Origin of the sequence: Arenimonas sp. (assembly GCF_044353605.1) — a bacterium.
Lineage (GTDB): Bacteria > Pseudomonadota > Gammaproteobacteria > Xanthomonadales > Xanthomonadaceae > Arenimonas.
In genome coordinates this window covers 1-16,095 of the sequence record NZ_JBILBO010000008.1, presented here as the reverse complement: position 1 = coordinate 16,095, position 16,095 = coordinate 1, and the positions used below count along the sequence as shown (strand labels likewise).

Sequence of the window (16,095 nt, the reverse complement as noted above, 5' to 3'; positions counted from 1 at the left end):
AACCCTCATTCCGCCCTTAAAACCAGGCCCTGAGGCCCAGAACGAGCTGGTTTTCATGCCCCGGCCCGCCCTCCAAACGTTGCCAATCAGCGCTTTCTCCGAAATAACGGACATGGCTCCATCCGATGTAAGGCGCGAACTTCCGGTTGAATTCATAACGCAGACGCAGGCCGGCTTCGAGCGTATTCAGACCCTCTCCCAATCCGCGCTGCGGATCGGATTTTCCGTACAGCTCGGCTTCAAGCACCGGCTGCAGTATCCAGCGTCCGCTCAGGAGTGTCTCGTACTCCGCACCGAGTCGCAGACCGTACTGTCCGTTCTGGCCAAGATAGGCGCTCGCCTCGATTTCAAATTTATAGGGAGCCAGCCCGATCAATCCGAAGGCCAAAAAGTCCTGGGAGCTCCCGGGATTTTCATCGTGACGCAGTCCTACGACCGCATCCCACCAGGGCGAAACCGCGCGTCCGTAGAGCAACTCTAAATCAGCAGACTCGGTCTCGCCGGCCACCCGCTCTCCGGAACTGCGCAGCCAGAGCCGGTTGATGTCGGATCCGATCCATGCCTTGCCTTCCCACGCCATACCGGTGCCATGCTCGGCATCCCAGAGTTCAAGCTTTTCCATCAGCACTTTGCTTTGCCATTCCGGGGTATGCGCATGATCATGAGCCAACTTCAGAAATGCGGCGGCACGGTCGGCGTCGGTCACGGGCGGAATCGGTGTTTTCGGCGTATCCATGTTCCAGAAATCATCCGGTTCGGATTCCGTGGCCTCCTGCGCCATAGCCGGCAATGCGAGGATAAGGGAGAAAATCAGCGCGAAGCGCATCATTCGACCACCCGCACTTCGCGCATCATGCCCGACTCCATGTGATACAGCAGGTGGCAGTGATAGGCCCAGCGGCCCAGGGCATCGGCACGCACCCGATAGCTGCGCTTGCTGCCGGGCGGCATGTCGATGGTGTGCTTGCGCACCATGAAGCCGCCCTTGTCGTCCTCCAGATCGCTCCAGAGTCCATGCAGGTGAATCGGGTGGGTCATCATGGTGTCATTGACAAGCACGATACGGACGCGCTCGCCGTAATTCAGCTTCAGCGGCTCGGCCCCGGCAAAGGGTATGCCATCGAACGACCAGGCGAATTTTTCCATATGCCCGGTCAGGTGCAGTTCAATTTCGCGCTTCGGCCATCGCCCGTCAGGATCTTCGAAACTGCTCTTCAGGTCGGCGTAGGCAAGCACCCGCCGGCCGTTGTCGCGCAGGCCGATGCCCGGATCATCCAGTTTCGGCACCGGCGCCATAGTCTGCATGTCGACCAGCGGGTTGCCGGCCTCGCTGTCCGGATGGCGCTGCATGGTCTGACCGCCATGATCCATTTCGGCCATGGACGCCATGTCATGACCGCTGTGATCCATACCTTCATGGGAAGCGGCCTTGGGTGCTGCGCCGTGAGCGCCATGGTCCATTCCCCCATGCCCCATATCCTCCATAGTGAGAATCACCCGGGGGTCCGTTGCCGGAACCGGCGCACGCAGCCCCTCCCTCACCGCCAAAGTGCCGCTGACGAAGCCGGTCCGCCCCATGTCCTGCGCGAAAACCGTAAATGCGTCCTGCCCGGATGGTTCGACGATGACATCGAAGGTTTCAGCCACCGCGATACGGAACTCATCGACCGTGACCGGATGTACATTCTGCCCATCGGCGGCGACCACGGTCATTTTCAGGCCCGGAATGCGGACGTCGAAATAGGTCATCGCCGAGCCGTTGATGAAACGCAGGCGCACTTTCTCCCCCGGCTTGAACAAACCGGTCCAGTTGCCCAAGCCGGTGGTTCCGTTCATCAGATAGGTATAGGTGTTGGCATTGACGTCGGAGAGGTCGGTCGGGGTCATCCGCATGCGGCCCCAAGCGCCGCGATCATCCAAAGTTCCGGCAAGCCCTTGCTTCTCGGTATCGCGCAGGAAGTCCGAAACGGTGCGCTTGCCGTAATTGTCGTAACTTGACATCTGCTTGAGACGCTTGAAAAGGTCCGCAGGCGACAGGTCGGTCCAGTCGCTGAGCAGCACGGTATAGTCGCGGTCATAGCGGAACGGTTCGGGTTCAAGCGGTTCGACAATCAATGCGCCATAGAGACCGGCCTGCTCCTGGAACCCGGAGTGGCTGTGATACCAGTAGGTACCGGATTGTTTGAGCTGGAAACGGTAAAGCCACGACTCACCACGATGAATGCCATCGAAACTCATTCCCGGCACGCCGTCCATATTGGCCGGCAGCAAAATGCCATGCCAGTGAATCGACGTGGTGTGGCCGAACAGGGACCCGCGCGGCAACAGATTGTCGACGCGCACGGTTACCGTATCGCCTTCACGCCAGCGTATTTCGGGGGCCGGCAGGCTGTCGTTGACGACCACTGCCGTTCGGGATTTTCCGGTGAAATTGACCGGCATCTCGCCGATGCGCAGATGCAGATCTCTGCTGCGCAGTATTGGAGCGCCTTGCCCTGCGCGCGCCGACACTGGCCAGGCGCCGAAACCGGCCATCATTCCGCCGGCGGCAATACCCTGTACAAAACGACGACGGCTTGGATCGAGGGAGGACATACTGTTGACGGTAAGCGATGATGGAGAACCATCATAACGCCGCCAGCAAGGGCAATGAGTCCAATTGATGTGAATAGCGCAAGAAAAAACCACCCGCAAGGGTGGTTTCGGAATTTGGCGGAGAGAGAGGGATTCGAACCCTCGATAAGGCTTTTGACCCTATACTCCCTTAGCAGGGGAGCCCCTTCAGCCTCTCGGGCATCTCTCCGGGGTCTGAAACGGCGTAGCCGCTACAGGCTGTCCATGATACGGCTTTTGGCCGTTCCGGTAAACCTCATTCTGACTTGGGTTCGGTGTTTTCCTTGGAATCCCGGCCGATTTTCTGATAAATCTCTTCCCGATGCACGCCCACATCCTTGGGCGCAGTGATTCCCAGACGGACCTGGTTGCCTTTCACGCCGAGCACGGTCACGGTGATTTCATCACCAATCATCAGCGTTTCTCCGACACGTCGGGTCAGGATTAACATGGAACCACTCCTTTTACGTCACAACCATTTTCCATTATCGCAAGCAAATCCTAGACCACATTCGGGCCAAGGGCAAATAACTCAGGTCAGACGGCCAGCCAGCCATTCATCTAACTCGGCCATGGCCTTGAGCAACGCCGGGCCGTCCTCACCCCCGCCTTGAGCAAAATCCGCCCTGCCGCCACCCTTGCCGCCAATCTGGGCGGCGATATGCGCCAATACATCACCTGCCTTGATTTTAGTCTGCGCCCTACCCTGCACGCCGGCAACCAGAGAGGCTTTGCCATCCTGCGCCGCAGCCAGAACGATGACCGAATCCGGAAGTTGGACCTTGAGATTGTCGACCAGTTCCCGGAGTCCTTTAGGATCGCCGCTCTCGATACGGAGTTTGACGAGCTTAATGCCGGCAATCTCGATCGCTTGGGCCGCCAATTCAGCGCTCTGCCCGGAGGCTGCCTTGGCCTTGTAAGCCTCCAAGGCCAACTCGAGCTTCTTCTGACGTTCAAGCAACTGGTTGAGCTTATCGACAACATCATGGCTGCGGGCTCCGATAAGCTCAGCAGCTTTCTGCAATACCGATTCGTTATACTTGAATGCGGCCACCGCGTTGGCGCCCGTGGTCGCCTCGATCCTTCTGACACCGGCGGCAACGCCGACTTCGGACAGGATTTTGAAAACACCGATGTCGCCGGTACGGTGCACATGGGTGCCCCCGCAGAGTTCTGTGGAGAAATCACCCATCCGCAGAACACGAACACGCTCGCCGTATTTTTCACCGAAAAGCGCCATGGCTCCGAAATCGAGCGCTTCCTGCATGCCCATATGATGGACTTCGGCCTCGGCATTTCGGCGGATTTCGGCATTCACCAAATCTTCAATACGCTGCAGCTGCTCGGCCGTGACCGACTGGAAGTGGGAGAAATCGAAACGGGTGCGCTCAGGAGTCACCAGCGATCCCTTCTGGCTGACATGTTCGCCGAGCACGCTACGCAGTGCCGCATGCAACAGGTGGGTCGCCGAATGGTTGATGACCGTCGCCTGGCGGCGGCCGTCATCGACGCGGGCGGAGAGTTTGTCACCGATGGAAATTCGGCCGCTATCCATCACACCGACATGGCCATGGAATATAGCGGACAGTTTCTGGGTATCTTCGACCTGAAAACGCACGCCCGTGGATGCACACAACACGCCGGCATCACCGACCTGTCCGCCGGATTCGGCATAAAACGGGGTCCTGTCGAGCAGAACGATGCCGCGCTCTCCGGCTTCAAGAGCGGATACCGGCTGCCCATCGCGGAGCAATGCCACAACGCGGCAGCCGTCACATTCCAGCTTTTCGTAGCCCTTGAATTCGGTGGCATGCAGGCTGGCAACCAGTTCCGCGGGCAGACCGATCGTGCCGGCGAATTTGCTGGCGCCACGGGCACGTTCCCGTTGCTTATCCATTAAAGTTTCGTAGTGTTCCATCGCATCTGGTGCCGGAGCCAAACCGCGCTCACGCAGGATATCCAAGACCAGGTCGGGCGGGCAACCAAAGGTATCGTGAAGCAGGAACAACTGCTCGCCGCTGATGACACTGGCACCTTCGGTCAACATGCCGTCAAGACGGATCATGCCGGCATCGAGCGTCGTCGCGAAGGCCGCTTCTTCGGCTTTCAGAGCCTGCTCAATCAAAGACCTTTTGCTTTCCAATTCGGGATAGGCGCCGGCCATTTTCTCGGCCAAGGGCTGCAGCATGCGCCAGAACAGGCCTTCTGGACGCAGCGCGCCGAGCTTCCAGATATGACGGACGGCACGACGGATGATACGTCGTAGCACGTAACCACGACCTTCATTGGATGGCAATACACCATCGGCAATCAGGAAACTACAGGCGCGGATATGATCGGCAATGACCCGAAGTGATTTGTTGCCCAGATCATCCGTGCTTGTCAAAGCCGCAGCGGTGCGAATCAGATGATCGAACAAATCGATTTCATAATTGCTGTGGACATGCTGCAGAACCGCGGCAATGCGCTCCAGGCCCATCCCGGTATCGACGCAGGGTGCCGGCAACGGCAACAGGGTGCCGTCGGGCTGGCGGTCGAACTGCATGAATACGTTGTTCCAGATTTCGATGAAACGGTCGCCGTCTTCATCCGGAGAGCCGGGCGGCCCACCGGCGATATGATCGCCGTGGTCATAAAAAATCTCGGTGCAGGGCCCGCAAGGCCCGGTATCGGCCATCTGCCAGAAGTTGTCCGACGCGAACGGCGCGCCCTTGTTGTCACCGATGCGGATGATCCGGGATTCCGGCAGACCAATCTGCGTATTCCAGATATCGAATGCTTCGTCATCGGTATGGTAAATCGTGACCAAAAGGCGATCCTTGGGCAGCTTCCAGACTTCGGTCAGCAGTTCCCAGGCGTAATGGATGGCGTCTTTCTTGAAATAGTCCCCGAAGCTGAAATTTCCCAGCATTTCGAAAAACGTATGATGACGGGCGGTGTAGCCGACCTGATCAAGGTCATTGTGCTTGCCGCCTGCCCGTACGCAACGCTGGGAGCTGACGGCACGGGTATAGCTGCGCTTCTCGGCGCCAAGGAACACATCCTTGAACTGCACCATGCCGGCATTGGTGAACAACAAAGTTGGATCATTACCGGGGACCAGCGGACTGCTAGCCACAACGGCATGGCCTTTGCTGGCAAAGAAATCAAGGAAATCCTGGCGAATCTGCGCACTCGAGCGCGACGTCATCTGTGTCATGGTTAACCTGAAGCGTGGGACGCGGCACCGAATGCACCGCTACGCCTTGATTTTAAACCATTTACGGCTGATTTTAAGGACTTTCGTCGATTAAATCCGGTGCAACCGGCCATTCACGTATTTTAACGGCCGTAAAAGCGGTTTTTTGGTCAAAACCCCGACGCAACAGAAAATCCACTGCTTTACGGCTTTGCGCCGGATCGGCCTGGATTTTACGGAGATAGCGTCTCGCCACCAGACCCTGTGCCGTATCCAGCCAGTCTTCGGGCAAGGACGCCATCGTTTCAGCAATCACCTCGGCATCGAGATTGTGCTGGGCCAATTCGGCCCGAATCCGGACAGGTCCATAGCCGGCAGCCTGGCGGGACCGGGCCAAAGCCATTGAAAACCGACCATCGTTCTGAAAGTCCTGCCGGGACAGCGATTCCAGCGCCGTGTCGATCTCATCCGCCTCTTTTCCCCGCTGCCGGAGCTTCTGTTTCAACTCCCGACGCGAATGCTCACGCCGAACCAGCAGGCCCATAGCCTGCTGGTATGCGGGAAGGTCCGAGGTCTTTCTCCGCATCAAGCTTCGATATCTTCAATCGGCTTCTTCGGGACGATGACCGGCTTGAGCTTTTCCTTGATTTTTGCTTCGAGCTCAAGGGCCATTTTCGGATTATCCTTCAGATACTGGCGGGCATTTTCCTTGCCCTGACCGATGCGCTCACCGAGCGCGCTGTACCAAGCGCCCGACTTTTCAACGAACTTGGCATCGACGCCCAGATCAAGGATTTCACCTTCACGCGAGATGCCTTCTCCGTAAAGAATTTCGGTAATGACCTGTTTGAACGGTGGCGCCATTTTATTCTTGACCACCTTGATGCGGGTTTCGTTGCCGATGATTTCATCGCCTTTCTTGACCGCACCGATGCGGCGGATGTCCAGACGCACCGAAGCGTAGAATTTCAGGGCATTGCCGCCGGTGGTGGTTTCAGGGTTCTGGCCAGGCATCATCATGCCGATTTTCATACGCAGCTGGTTGATGAAGATGACCATGCAGTTGCTGCGCTTGATGTTGCCTGTCAATTTGCGAAGTGCCTGGCTCATCAGACGGGCCTGCAGACCAACCTGCATTTCACCCATTTCGCCCTCGATTTCAGCACGTGGCGTCAATGCCGCAACGGAATCAATCACGACCATATCGACGGCATTCGAACGTACTAGCATATCGACGATTTCCAGAGCCTGTTCGCCGGTATCCGGCTGTGAAATCAGCAGGTCATCGACATTGACCCCGAGCTTCTGGGCGTAGCCCGGATCCAAGGCATGCTCGGCATCAACGAAGGCCGCCGTACCACCGGCTTTCTGGCATTGTGCGATGGTCTGCAGGGTCAATGTGGTTTTGCCGGAGGATTCAGGACCATAAATTTCGACAACACGGCCTTTTGGCAGACCACCGATTCCCAACGCGAGATCAAGCATGATCGAACCGGTGCCGATGACTTCGGCCGCTTCGATGCTCTTATCGCCCATCAGCATCACGGTACCTTTGCCGAATTGTTTATCGATCTGGGCCAGGGCTGCAGCCAGCGCGCGTTTTTTGTTCTCATCCATCGTCGGTTCCTCAGGGTTGTTTCGTTGGGGTAGTTGAATCATAAAAGGCGGCAGTCGCAAAAGCTGAGACCGCCGCGAAACCAGTGTGGCCCGGGTCCATATCCGGGGCAGTCAGGTAACAGCGTTGGTAGGTATCGGAATTTATGGACATGTTCATTTGCCGGAAGGCCGGATCAGGCCACAATAGAGGCCTTCGATGGCGAAATCCTGATCGGGGCGGACATCAATCGGCTGGAAATCCGGATTGCGCGGCAATAACCGGATGCCATGCTTACCGATTTTCAGACGCTTGATGGTGATTTCATCATCGATGCGGGCCACAACGATTTGATCGGAAAGCGCTTGTTGGGTTCGGTGAATGCCCACAAGGTCACCATCGAAAATGCCGTCATCGCGCATGGAATCGCCCTTCACTTTCAACAGATAATCCGGCGACGGTGAGAAAAACGCCCGATCCAGTAGTACGAAGTCGTCGGATGGGATATCGGCACCAATCGGCAGGCCGGCCGCCACCCGCCCTAGAACGGGCAGACGCAAGGCATCGCCGGCCGATTCCACCCGGGTTCGAGGCAGGGGAATCTCCACATCCTCATCGGATTGCGGGTGGCACAGGCGGATGCCACGGGCCTGTCCGGGCAGGCGGCGGATGTATCCGGCTTGTTCGAGTATGTCCAGGTGGTATTGCGCGGCACGAACGCCGCGGAAGCCGAGCGCGTTGGCAATCTCGGTCTGGGAAGGCGGCACACCCTGCTCATCGATGCACTGGGCGATGAAGGTGAGAATGGCTTGCTGGTTGTCGGAAATGTTCATTAGTAGTAATACTACTAACAAAAAACGGTCTGTCAAGCCCTTTTCAAGAATAATTCCTGATACAGCCCCAAGCATTTGATTCAAGGGTAGTATTAGCCAAGGCACGGGGGCCTAGGGGAACGATAAAAGGCATGGCGGTTCAACGGCATTACAGGGCATTCATCAGTTACAGCCACAGCGACGAGGCTTGGGCGCGCTGGCTTCAGCGTGCACTGGAAGGCTACCGCTTGCCGAAATCACTGCGTCAAAGCCAGCAGAATCTCCCCGCCCGACTTTTCCCGATTTTCCGCGACCGTGACGAACTCGCCTCCGGCGGCGATCTGTCCGAGTCGATTCGCAAGGCCATGGACGACTCGGATGCGCTGATTGTCATCTGTACTCCGGCGGCACGTGCCTCGCACTGGGTCAACGAGGAAATTCGCCGCTTCCGGGCCTCCGGCTGTGGCGACCGCATTTTTTGTCTTCTGGCGGCCGGCAGTCCGGATCCGCGATCCCCGCACTGTGCCTTTCCGGCCGCAATCCTACAGGATGAAAACGGCAACATCATCCATGAGCCCTTGGCCGCCGATGCCACTCCAAGCGGTGACGGCAAACGCAATGCGATGCTCAAAATCGCGGCAGGCCTGCTGAATGTCGGCGTTGATGATCTCAAGCGCCGCGACGCGCAGCGACAGGCGCGGTTCTGGTCGATTCTGGCGGCCGGCGCGGTCTTAATCGCGATGCTGACTATCGGCCTGGCGGTCTATGCCTTGAATGCCAAGCGTGAGTCAGAGATCCGCCGCAGCCAGGCCGAGAACCTGATCGGTTTCATGCTCGGCGACCTGCGCGAACGGCTTGAACCCATCGGAAAACTCGAAATCCTGGACTCCATCGGCGATCAGGCCATGAATTACTTCGCTACGCTCGGTGACCGCGGCACCCCCAAGGAACTGCGCGAGCGCGGCAAGGCCCTGCATCAGATCGGCGAAGTGCGCAAATCGAAAGGCGACCTGAAGGCCGCACTGATCGCCTTCGAAGAGTCGCTCAAGCAGATGCAGGCCCTTTACAAAGCCGACCCTAAAAACAATGACAATCTGTTTGAGCTCGGACAAGCTGAATTCTGGGTCGGATATGTCGCATGGGAGCGTGGCGATCTGAAGCTCGCAGAAAACGCTTTCAAGAATTACATGCAGTACAGCCGTGAGCTCCTCGAACGAGACCCAGGAAACTCGATCTACAACATGGAGCTTTCCTATGCGTATTCCAATCTCGGCAGTATGGCGCGCGCGCGCGGAAACACCCGCGTCGCTCTCGACAACTTCATCCTCAGCCGCGACATCAATGCCGAGGAACTGGCCAAGACCCCGGATGACATCGAGCTTGCCTACAGCCTTGCGGAAGCCTGGTCCTGGATTGGCTCGAGCAAAATGGATCTTGGTGATCTTTCCGGCAGCGATGAGGCCTTCACCGAGATTGCCAAGCTGCTTCGTCCGATTTACTTGAAAGATGAGAATGCGCGGGCAACCTTTACTTTTGCGTCCAACATGACCTTCCAGACCGACGCAAAACTCTATATCGGCGATGTCGACTCCGCCGCACGCCTCAATGCGGAGTCGCTGCGAATTCTTTCAATGTTGACTGAAAAGGATCCGAATAATGCCGATTGGCTTCAGGTGCTGTACAAGGCCGAATTACTTCGACTGTCGATGACTCCCCGTGGCGGCTGGTCGAACAGCCATGATGCTGATTTAGATGGTTTGATTGGCCGAGTAGACACACTTATTTCGAAGGACCCTTCAAATACCAAAAATAAAATCATACTTTCCGGAATGCATCGTGAAAAAGCATTGCGTATACTCCAGAACGGTAGAACCAAAGAAGCCATCATCTCTGCGGAAACGAGCCGCAACCTGGTTACCGCTCTGCTTAAAGAATCCGACCAATCCCCCCTGCTTGTCGCGGAATTGGCGAAATCGGTCTTGATTCTTGGTTCTGCGCAGATGGCCGATGGCCAGGCTAGCCAGGCGGAAAATACCTGGCGCGAGACAGCCAAGCTTCTGGACAGCCAGACCATCCGGATTTTTGATTTCAATCCCATCCGACGATTGATCGCAATCAGCCTCAGCCAAGCCGCAAAAGCGGAAGAAATCGAATCCGAATTGTCTAAGGCCGGCTACAAAGACCCCCGTTTCGTTCCGGATCCTACCGAGTCCGGTTTTTTGGTTTCATCGGCTTCACCCACCACCCCCTCTAAGGAGAACTAAGATGCCTAACTCAGATCAGCAGGTTTCATTATCCGTACAGAACGGCGGCTACCAGTATTCCGGCGGCAACAAAGGCAACGGCAATGTCGAAAATTCGGTCGGCCAGGGGCCGTCGAAAATCCACGTCTCGCTGAATGCGGCATCGAACTACTTCATCAAGGATGTCCAATTCCAAGGCAGTGGCCTGGAAAATTTCAGCTTCGACATCAAGGGCAATGAGCGCCGGGTCGATATCGACGACAATTGCCGAACACCGGCCGATGTCAAATATACGGTCATCGTCGGCGACTCGAACGGAGGCCCCGATGTACTCTGCGATCCGCGGGTCGTGAATAAATAAATCGGATGACTGCGGACTGCTTTTTGGCAATCCGCTCATTCCCTGCCGTCCCAGACCTGAGAACCTGCTCAAAACCTCAAGGACAACACATGCGAATCAGTCAAACACAAATCCTTGTCCTCGCTTTGGCGATGGCTGCCGTGTCGAGCAGCACCTCAGCACAGAATGGCAATGCGCCGGACTTCAAAGTCGAGCTCAACATCAATGGCTGCCAGTTCAGCGGCGGCACGGATGGCTACGGCAACGTCGAGGTCATGCAGAAAACAGGTGGCAAGAAAATCCAGATCGAGCTTTTATATGGTGATGACATGGTTTTCGAACCGACCACATTCACGGGTCCGGGCTCGGATCAGATCAGAGAAACGGCCGGCGGAAACGGCAACGTGCTCAATATTTTCAATGCCAACACCGGCCCGGCGGATGTCTATTACCAAATAAACCTTCGGAACAAACAAACCGGGGAGACTCTGAAATGCGATCCCCGGATTGTGAACCAATAATATCCGATCATGGCTGACACACATCAACCCATGGAGACTGCGGGCCTTGTCATTGGCGTGACCGGGCATAGGAATCTGCGCGAGACCGAATTACCGCGCCTGAAAAGGCAGGTCCATGGACTATTCGACCAGCTGCGGCAGGATTATCCGGAGTTGCCGCTGACGGTCTTGTGCCCGTTGGCGGCAGGAGCCGATCAACTGGTAGCCGGCATCGCGCTCGAAATGGGCATCAGGGTGATTGCCGCGCTGCCGGTTCCGGCAACGCTCTACCGCAGCGATTTCGACGACCCAGCCGAACTGATCGAATTCGACAGACAGCTTTCGCTGAGCGCCTGCCTCGAACTCGCGTTTCAGGACCTCCGGAGTCCTGACGACATACGCCATGGCGGCTACGCGCGCAACAGACAATATGCGCTTGCCGGCATGTTCACCTCAAGCCACTGTCATATCCTGCTGGCATTGTGGGATGGATCGGAAAACGGACACTTCGGAGGCACCGCCCAAGTCGTCGAATACCACCTCCACGGAACACTGCCTGGCACCATCGACCGCCGGCAGACCGCCATTGGCAATCTCGGACTGGACGAAGAGTCACTGGTGTATCACATTCCGGCCGGACGCCAGAGCAGTGAGACCGACATCAACGAGAAATGCCGCTGGCTGATCTCGGGCGATGATGCACAGCCCTCCAAAAGTATGCCGGACTCCTTCAACACCATGTTCCGTCGGCAAATCGAATACCAGCACGATTGCAAACAGTACCGCGAAGAAATCGTAAAAGCCGGAAGCCTGGGGGATACCGATTGTCCGATCGGATGTTATTTCGGCGGTGCCGATTGGCTCGCAACGACATACCGGCGACGCGTTAGCCGCATCCTTCTCGCCACTTACGTCCTCGCTGCACTGATGGGTTACGCCTTCATCATGTACTCGGACATCATGGCCAAAGATGTGATGATTTACCTTTTCCTGCTGTTCTTCCTGGCCGGCATCGGCATCAACAGTGTGGCCAAACGCCGTGAATGGCACCGGCAATACATCGACTACCGCGCACTGGCCGAAGGTCTGCGGGTGCAGTCTTATTGGCGGCGTGCCGGAATCGTCGATACCGGAAGACTGGCCTTCGCCCACGACAACTTCCTGCAGAAGCAGGACGTAGAACTGGGCTGGATCCGCAACGTGATGCGCGCTGCCAGCCTCGAAGGCATGCTGAAGCCGCTGGATCCAAAATGCGATGGAATCGATACCGTGATCCGGGAATGGATCGGCAATACGGAACCCCCCGGTCAACTGGCCTACTACTCGGCAACCTCCGAAAAAAGGGTGCGCCACCACCGCCGTAACGAATGGCTGGCGGCTTCCTGCCTTTGGATCGGCATCGGCATCAGCGTCGTGCTGGCGGTATTCGCCCGCGCCATTGACGGACTGGCGCAGAATGTGATGGTCGCCACCATGGGCCTGCTCTCGGTAACCGCGGCCGTGCATGAAGCCTATGCCTACAAGAAAGCCGACAAGGAACTGATCAAACAGTACCGTTTCATGGCACGTATTTTCAACGCCGCCAAACGCCGCCTCGACAGCAGCCGGTCTGATGAAGAACGGCGTCGCATCCTTCGCACGCTGGGTGAGGCCGCATTGGCCGAGCATGCCGAATGGACGCTGATGCACCGCGAGCGGCCGCTCGACAAATCGAAGATTTGAGCGGCGCCATCCGGGGCTGTCGGAATACGCCGCTCGTTTATTTTTTCACCGGCCCGGCATTCAACGGAATCCGATTGGCGCGCAAGACCGCTGCCTGCTTGGCAGGCACGGTGAACTCCACCTCTGGGCGCTGGCCCACATAGGTCCGGTCATTCAGCAGGTCCTCGAATTCGTCGAAGTTCCCGCGTGGCAGGCGTACCCTGCGTTGACTGGCTGAATTATTAAGAATCACCCACAGCGTTTCACCGCCGGCATGCCGTTCATAGGCGAACACCTCATCGCCGTTATCGGCCAGTAATGTCCGGTACGAGCCGATTTGCAGGGCCGGATGGGCGTTTCGGATGCCGATCAGCTTTCTGTAAAAAGCGTGCAATTCCAGATTCTGCACCACCGTATCGGCCTCGGATTCCGGACGCAGGTTCTGCCGAGGCAGCGCACGTTCCTTTTCATAGGCGATATCCGGCCAGATCATCGGCTTGCGGTCGTCCGGATCATTGCCGCCCCACATGCCCACTTCATCGCCGTAATACACCATCGGAGCGCCGACGTAGGTCATCTGCAGAACCACGAACAGTTTCTGCAGCTGCAATTCCGATGCATTCGGTTTACGTACGCTGAATTCGGGATTGTTGATCGGCTGCGACATCTGGAACCATTTCCCCCAGTCGCGGAAATTGCCCAGGGTTCGGTTGACGATATAGGACCCGATGCGGTTGGTATCGTGACTGCCGAACAGATTCTGGTTCACGTAAGCCACCCCGGGCGGATAAAGCGTACGCAACTCGGCCAGCTTGCGGTCGAATTCTCGGGCCGTGATGCCGTACTTTCCCTCGTTGAACAGGAATTCGGCCGCAGTGAACGCGAAGTTGTACTGCATTTCAGCGTCGAACTCGTCACCCTGAAGATAGGGCTTCACCACGTCCGGCGTATTGACGATCTCGGCGGTGAGGTAAGCCTCGGGATTGATGGCTTTGACATGACGGCGCCAGTCCTTCCAGAACGGATGCGCAACCATGTAGGCGACATCCAGACGCCAGCCATCGATGCCATGCTGCGTCCCCTTCCCTTTCGGGTTCATCCAGCGTTCGGTAGCTGCGAAGATGTAGGCCTTGGGCCCAGACACGATGCCCTTGGCGTCTTCGCGAAGCTCAGGCAGTGATTTGTTGCCCCACCAACCCTCGTAGTCGAACTGAACACCGGAGACCGGGTCGTCGAAGTTCTTGATGGTGAACCAGCTCAGATATGGCGATTTCATCTTGTTGCGGCGGACGTCCTGCAACGCGAAGCTGTTGAAGCCCATGTGATTGAACACGCCGTCGAAGATGACCCGGATGCCGCGTTTGTGCGCCTCGGCAATCAGCGTCAATGCCAGTTCATCGGCTTTGGTCCACACCCAGGTTTTCGGATCGCCGGGGTTTTCTTTGGCCATCAAGGCACGGTCGCCTTTCGGGTCAGGTCCGAAATTCGGGTCGATATGGTGGTAACTGGCGCCATCGTATTTATGGTGGGATGGCGAATCAAAAACCGGGTTTAAATAAATCGCATTAATGCCAAGGTCTTTCAGATAGTCGAGCTTGTCGATGATACCCTGCAGATCACCGCCGTAGCGCCGACGCTGCATATGCTTCCAAAGCTCCGGTTCGCCGTTGGCTTTTTCATAATCCTGCAACTGATACCAATCGCTGCCCCAGGGGTGCACGCGCCATTGTTTGGGCGGCTCCATCGGATCGGCACCGGCGATATCGGCCACGGTCGGATCATTCGACGGATCACCATTGCGGAAACGATCGGGGAAAACCTGGTACCACACGGCTGATTTCGCCCATTGCGGGACGAATTCGGCGGCGGGCTTTGCGGAGGCATGGCATGCCGTGGTTGCGAGAAGAATAAGCAAAAGCGGTTTGATTGCACGCATTTCTTTAAGTCCTTGCTTGAATATTCCGGCCAAACTGATGAAGGCCAATATTGAATGACTACTTTATCAGCGGCATCAGCCCTTGCAAGGCCACAGCAACCGTCTGCCGGCGTACGGCCTCGCGATCCCCCGCGAAATGGAACACTTCGGCACTCGGGTACTGACCTCTTCGCTTCCAGGCAATCCAGACCGTGCCGATCGGCTTGCCCGGCAAGCCACCACCCGGACCAGCGATACCGGTAACGGCAACCGCCAGATTGGCGCCGGATGTGATCAACGCGCCGGACACCATTTCAAGCGCCGTTTCCTTACTGACCGCGCCATGTTCCATGAGGGTTTCCGGTCGCACGCGCAACAGGGCCTGTTTGGCCTCGTAACTGTATGCGGCCATGCCACAGTCGAACCACGCAGAACTGCCGGGGATATCGGTCAGGATTTTGGCAATCCAGCCGCCGGTGCAGCTTTCTGCCGTGCACAAAGTCAGGTGTTCCGCCACAAGGCGCTCGCCAAGTTGCCGGGCCAGCTGTTGCAGGGCATTATCAGATCCATCAACGAAAGCGTTCAAGCAGGGTCTGCCTCGGGTTAGACTATGGCCATAGCATAAGCGAAAACCCCATGGCTTCGAACGATTTCTCCCAGCACACGCCGTTGATGCGGCAGTTCTTCAGCGCCAAAGCCGAATACCCCGATGTGCTGCTGTTTTTCCGCATGGGCGATTTCTACGAACTGTTCTATGACGATGCCCGCAAGGCCGCCCGCCTTCTCGACATCACCCTGACACAGCGCGGCCAGAGCGGAGGCAACGCCATTCCGATGGCGGGCGTTCCCTACCATGCCGCCGATGGCTATCTGGCACGTCTGGTAGCACTCGGCGAATCGGTGGCCATCTGCGAGCAGATCGGCGACCCGGCTCTGGCCAAAGGCCTGGTCGAGCGCAAGGTCGTGCGGGTCATCACGCCCGGTACCCTGACCGATGAAGCCCTGCTCGATGACCGCCGCGAACAACTGTTGCTGTCGGTGTCGCAGGCCCGGCAGGGCTACGGACTGGCCTGGGCGGATGTCGCGGCTGGACGGTTCCTGCTCAGTTTCGCCACCGATGCCGATCAACTGGCGGCCGAACTGGCTCGGCTGGATCCCGCGGAAATCCTGATTCCGGACTCCGATGAACTGGCGAACCT

Annotated in this window: 13 protein-coding genes, 1 tRNA gene and 1 pseudogene; 5 read left to right on the top strand and 10 right to left on the bottom strand. The window is 57.3% G+C overall.

Annotated elements, in window-relative coordinates:
• Positions 1-16 precede the first annotated feature (16 nt).
• The 8 genes from ACIQ1A_RS06375 to lexA all read right to left on the bottom strand — a co-directional run bounded on the left by ACIQ1A_RS06375 (position 17) and on the right by lexA (position 8,218).
• Positions 17-829, bottom strand: a complete 813-nt coding sequence (locus tag ACIQ1A_RS06375; RefSeq protein WP_395770236.1) for a copper resistance protein B — start codon at positions 827-829, stop codon at positions 17-19.
• Positions 826-2,595 (bottom strand): copper resistance system multicopper oxidase, encoded by a 1,770-nt coding sequence (locus tag ACIQ1A_RS06370; protein WP_395770235.1) that lies wholly within the window; start codon positions 2,593-2,595, stop codon positions 826-828. Before ACIQ1A_RS06370 ends, ACIQ1A_RS06375 begins: the two co-directional genes overlap by 4 nt.
• A gap of 115 nt (positions 2,596-2,710) precedes the next feature.
• Positions 2,711-2,803: transfer RNA gene (locus ACIQ1A_RS06365), tRNA-Ser, on the bottom strand.
• A 66-nt stretch (positions 2,804-2,869) separates the two neighbouring features.
• Positions 2,870-3,064, bottom strand: a complete 195-nt coding sequence (csrA, locus tag ACIQ1A_RS06360) for a carbon storage regulator CsrA (protein WP_395770234.1) — start codon at positions 3,062-3,064, stop codon at positions 2,870-2,872.
• Positions 3,065-3,145: 81 nt separating this feature from the next.
• Positions 3,146-5,812 carry an alanine--tRNA ligase gene (alaS, locus tag ACIQ1A_RS06355; RefSeq protein ID WP_395770233.1) on the bottom strand — a complete coding sequence of 889 codons (2,667 nt, stop codon included), beginning with the start codon at positions 5,810-5,812 and terminating at the stop codon, positions 3,146-3,148.
• Between the two features lie 73 nt (positions 5,813-5,885).
• Entirely contained in the window at positions 5,886-6,377 is a 492-nt protein-coding gene (locus ACIQ1A_RS06350) for a regulatory protein RecX (protein ID WP_395770232.1), read from the bottom strand.
• Positions 6,377-7,408 carry a recombinase RecA gene (recA, locus tag ACIQ1A_RS06345; protein WP_395770231.1) on the bottom strand — a complete coding sequence of 344 codons (1,032 nt, stop codon included), beginning with the start codon at positions 7,406-7,408 and terminating at the stop codon, positions 6,377-6,379. Before recA ends, ACIQ1A_RS06350 begins: the two co-directional genes overlap by 1 nt.
• A 153-nt stretch (positions 7,409-7,561) precedes the next feature.
• Complete coding sequence (gene lexA, locus ACIQ1A_RS06340; RefSeq protein ID WP_395770230.1) at positions 7,562-8,218, bottom strand: transcriptional repressor LexA; 657 nt, start codon at positions 8,216-8,218, stop codon at positions 7,562-7,564.
• A gap of 131 nt (positions 8,219-8,349) precedes the next feature.
• Here lexA and ACIQ1A_RS06335 point away from each other — a divergent pair, with 131 nt between their 5' ends.
• The 4 genes from ACIQ1A_RS06335 to ACIQ1A_RS06320 all read left to right on the top strand — a co-directional run bounded on the left by ACIQ1A_RS06335 (position 8,350) and on the right by ACIQ1A_RS06320 (position 13,002).
• On the top strand, positions 8,350-10,461 hold the full coding sequence (locus ACIQ1A_RS06335) for a TIR domain-containing protein (RefSeq protein WP_395770229.1): 2,112 nt from the start codon (positions 8,350-8,352) through the stop codon (positions 10,459-10,461).
• Between the two features lies 1 nt (position 10,462).
• A complete protein-coding gene (locus tag ACIQ1A_RS06330; protein WP_395770228.1) occupies positions 10,463-10,801 on the top strand; it encodes a hypothetical protein in 339 nt (112 codons plus the stop codon).
• An 89-nt stretch (positions 10,802-10,890) separates the two neighbouring features.
• Positions 10,891-11,301: a hypothetical protein gene (locus ACIQ1A_RS06325; RefSeq protein WP_395770227.1), complete on the top strand. Its 411-nt coding sequence runs from the start codon at positions 10,891-10,893 to the stop codon at positions 11,299-11,301.
• 9 nt (positions 11,302-11,310) lie between these two features.
• Entirely contained in the window at positions 11,311-13,002 is a 1,692-nt protein-coding gene (locus tag ACIQ1A_RS06320) for a hypothetical protein (protein WP_395770226.1), read from the top strand.
• A 37-nt stretch (positions 13,003-13,039) separates the two neighbouring features.
• Here the strand turns inward: ACIQ1A_RS06320 and ACIQ1A_RS06315 are convergent, their stop codons facing one another.
• Both ACIQ1A_RS06315 and ACIQ1A_RS06310 read right to left on the bottom strand, forming a co-directional pair.
• Positions 13,040-14,917, bottom strand: a complete 1,878-nt coding sequence (locus ACIQ1A_RS06315) for a glycoside hydrolase family 13 protein (RefSeq protein ID WP_395770225.1) — start codon at positions 14,915-14,917, stop codon at positions 13,040-13,042.
• A gap of 58 nt (positions 14,918-14,975) precedes the next feature.
• On the bottom strand, positions 14,976-15,482 hold the full coding sequence (locus tag ACIQ1A_RS06310; protein ID WP_395770224.1) for a CinA family protein: 507 nt from the start codon (positions 15,480-15,482) through the stop codon (positions 14,976-14,978).
• A gap of 50 nt (positions 15,483-15,532) precedes the next feature.
• On the opposite strand from ACIQ1A_RS06310, the pseudogene ACIQ1A_RS06305 reads away from it, so the two are divergent.
• Positions 15,533-16,095: pseudogene (locus ACIQ1A_RS06305) on the top strand (DNA mismatch repair protein MutS); the annotation flags it as partial.

Excerpts from the sequence above, each read along its gene's own strand:
- lexA (WP_395770230.1), bottom strand. The coding sequence starts at position 8,218 with ATGAACATTTCCGACAACCAGCAAGCCATTCTCACCTTCATCGCCCAG.
- recA (WP_395770231.1), bottom strand. The coding sequence starts at position 7,408 with ATGGATGAGAACAAAAAACGCGCGCTGGCTGCAGCCCTGGCCCAGATC.
- ACIQ1A_RS06325 (WP_395770227.1), top strand. The coding sequence starts at position 10,891 with ATGCGAATCAGTCAAACACAAATCCTTGTCCTCGCTTTGGCGATGGCT.
- ACIQ1A_RS06350 (WP_395770232.1), bottom strand. The coding sequence starts at position 6,377 with ATGCGGAGAAAGACCTCGGACCTTCCCGCATACCAGCAGGCTATGGGC.
- csrA (WP_395770234.1), bottom strand. The coding sequence starts at position 3,064 with ATGTTAATCCTGACCCGACGTGTCGGAGAAACGCTGATGATTGGTGAT.
- ACIQ1A_RS06370 (WP_395770235.1), bottom strand. The coding sequence starts at position 2,595 with ATGTCCTCCCTCGATCCAAGCCGTCGTCGTTTTGTACAGGGTATTGCC.
- ACIQ1A_RS06315 (WP_395770225.1), bottom strand. The coding sequence starts at position 14,917 with ATGCGTGCAATCAAACCGCTTTTGCTTATTCTTCTCGCAACCACGGCA.
- alaS (WP_395770233.1), bottom strand. The coding sequence starts at position 5,812 with ATGACACAGATGACGTCGCGCTCGAGTGCGCAGATTCGCCAGGATTTC.
- ACIQ1A_RS06375 (WP_395770236.1), bottom strand. The coding sequence starts at position 829 with ATGATGCGCTTCGCGCTGATTTTCTCCCTTATCCTCGCATTGCCGGCT.
- ACIQ1A_RS06320 (WP_395770226.1), top strand. The coding sequence starts at position 11,311 with ATGGCTGACACACATCAACCCATGGAGACTGCGGGCCTTGTCATTGGC.
- ACIQ1A_RS06330 (WP_395770228.1), top strand. The coding sequence starts at position 10,463 with ATGCCTAACTCAGATCAGCAGGTTTCATTATCCGTACAGAACGGCGGC.
- ACIQ1A_RS06335 (WP_395770229.1), top strand. The coding sequence starts at position 8,350 with ATGGCGGTTCAACGGCATTACAGGGCATTCATCAGTTACAGCCACAGC.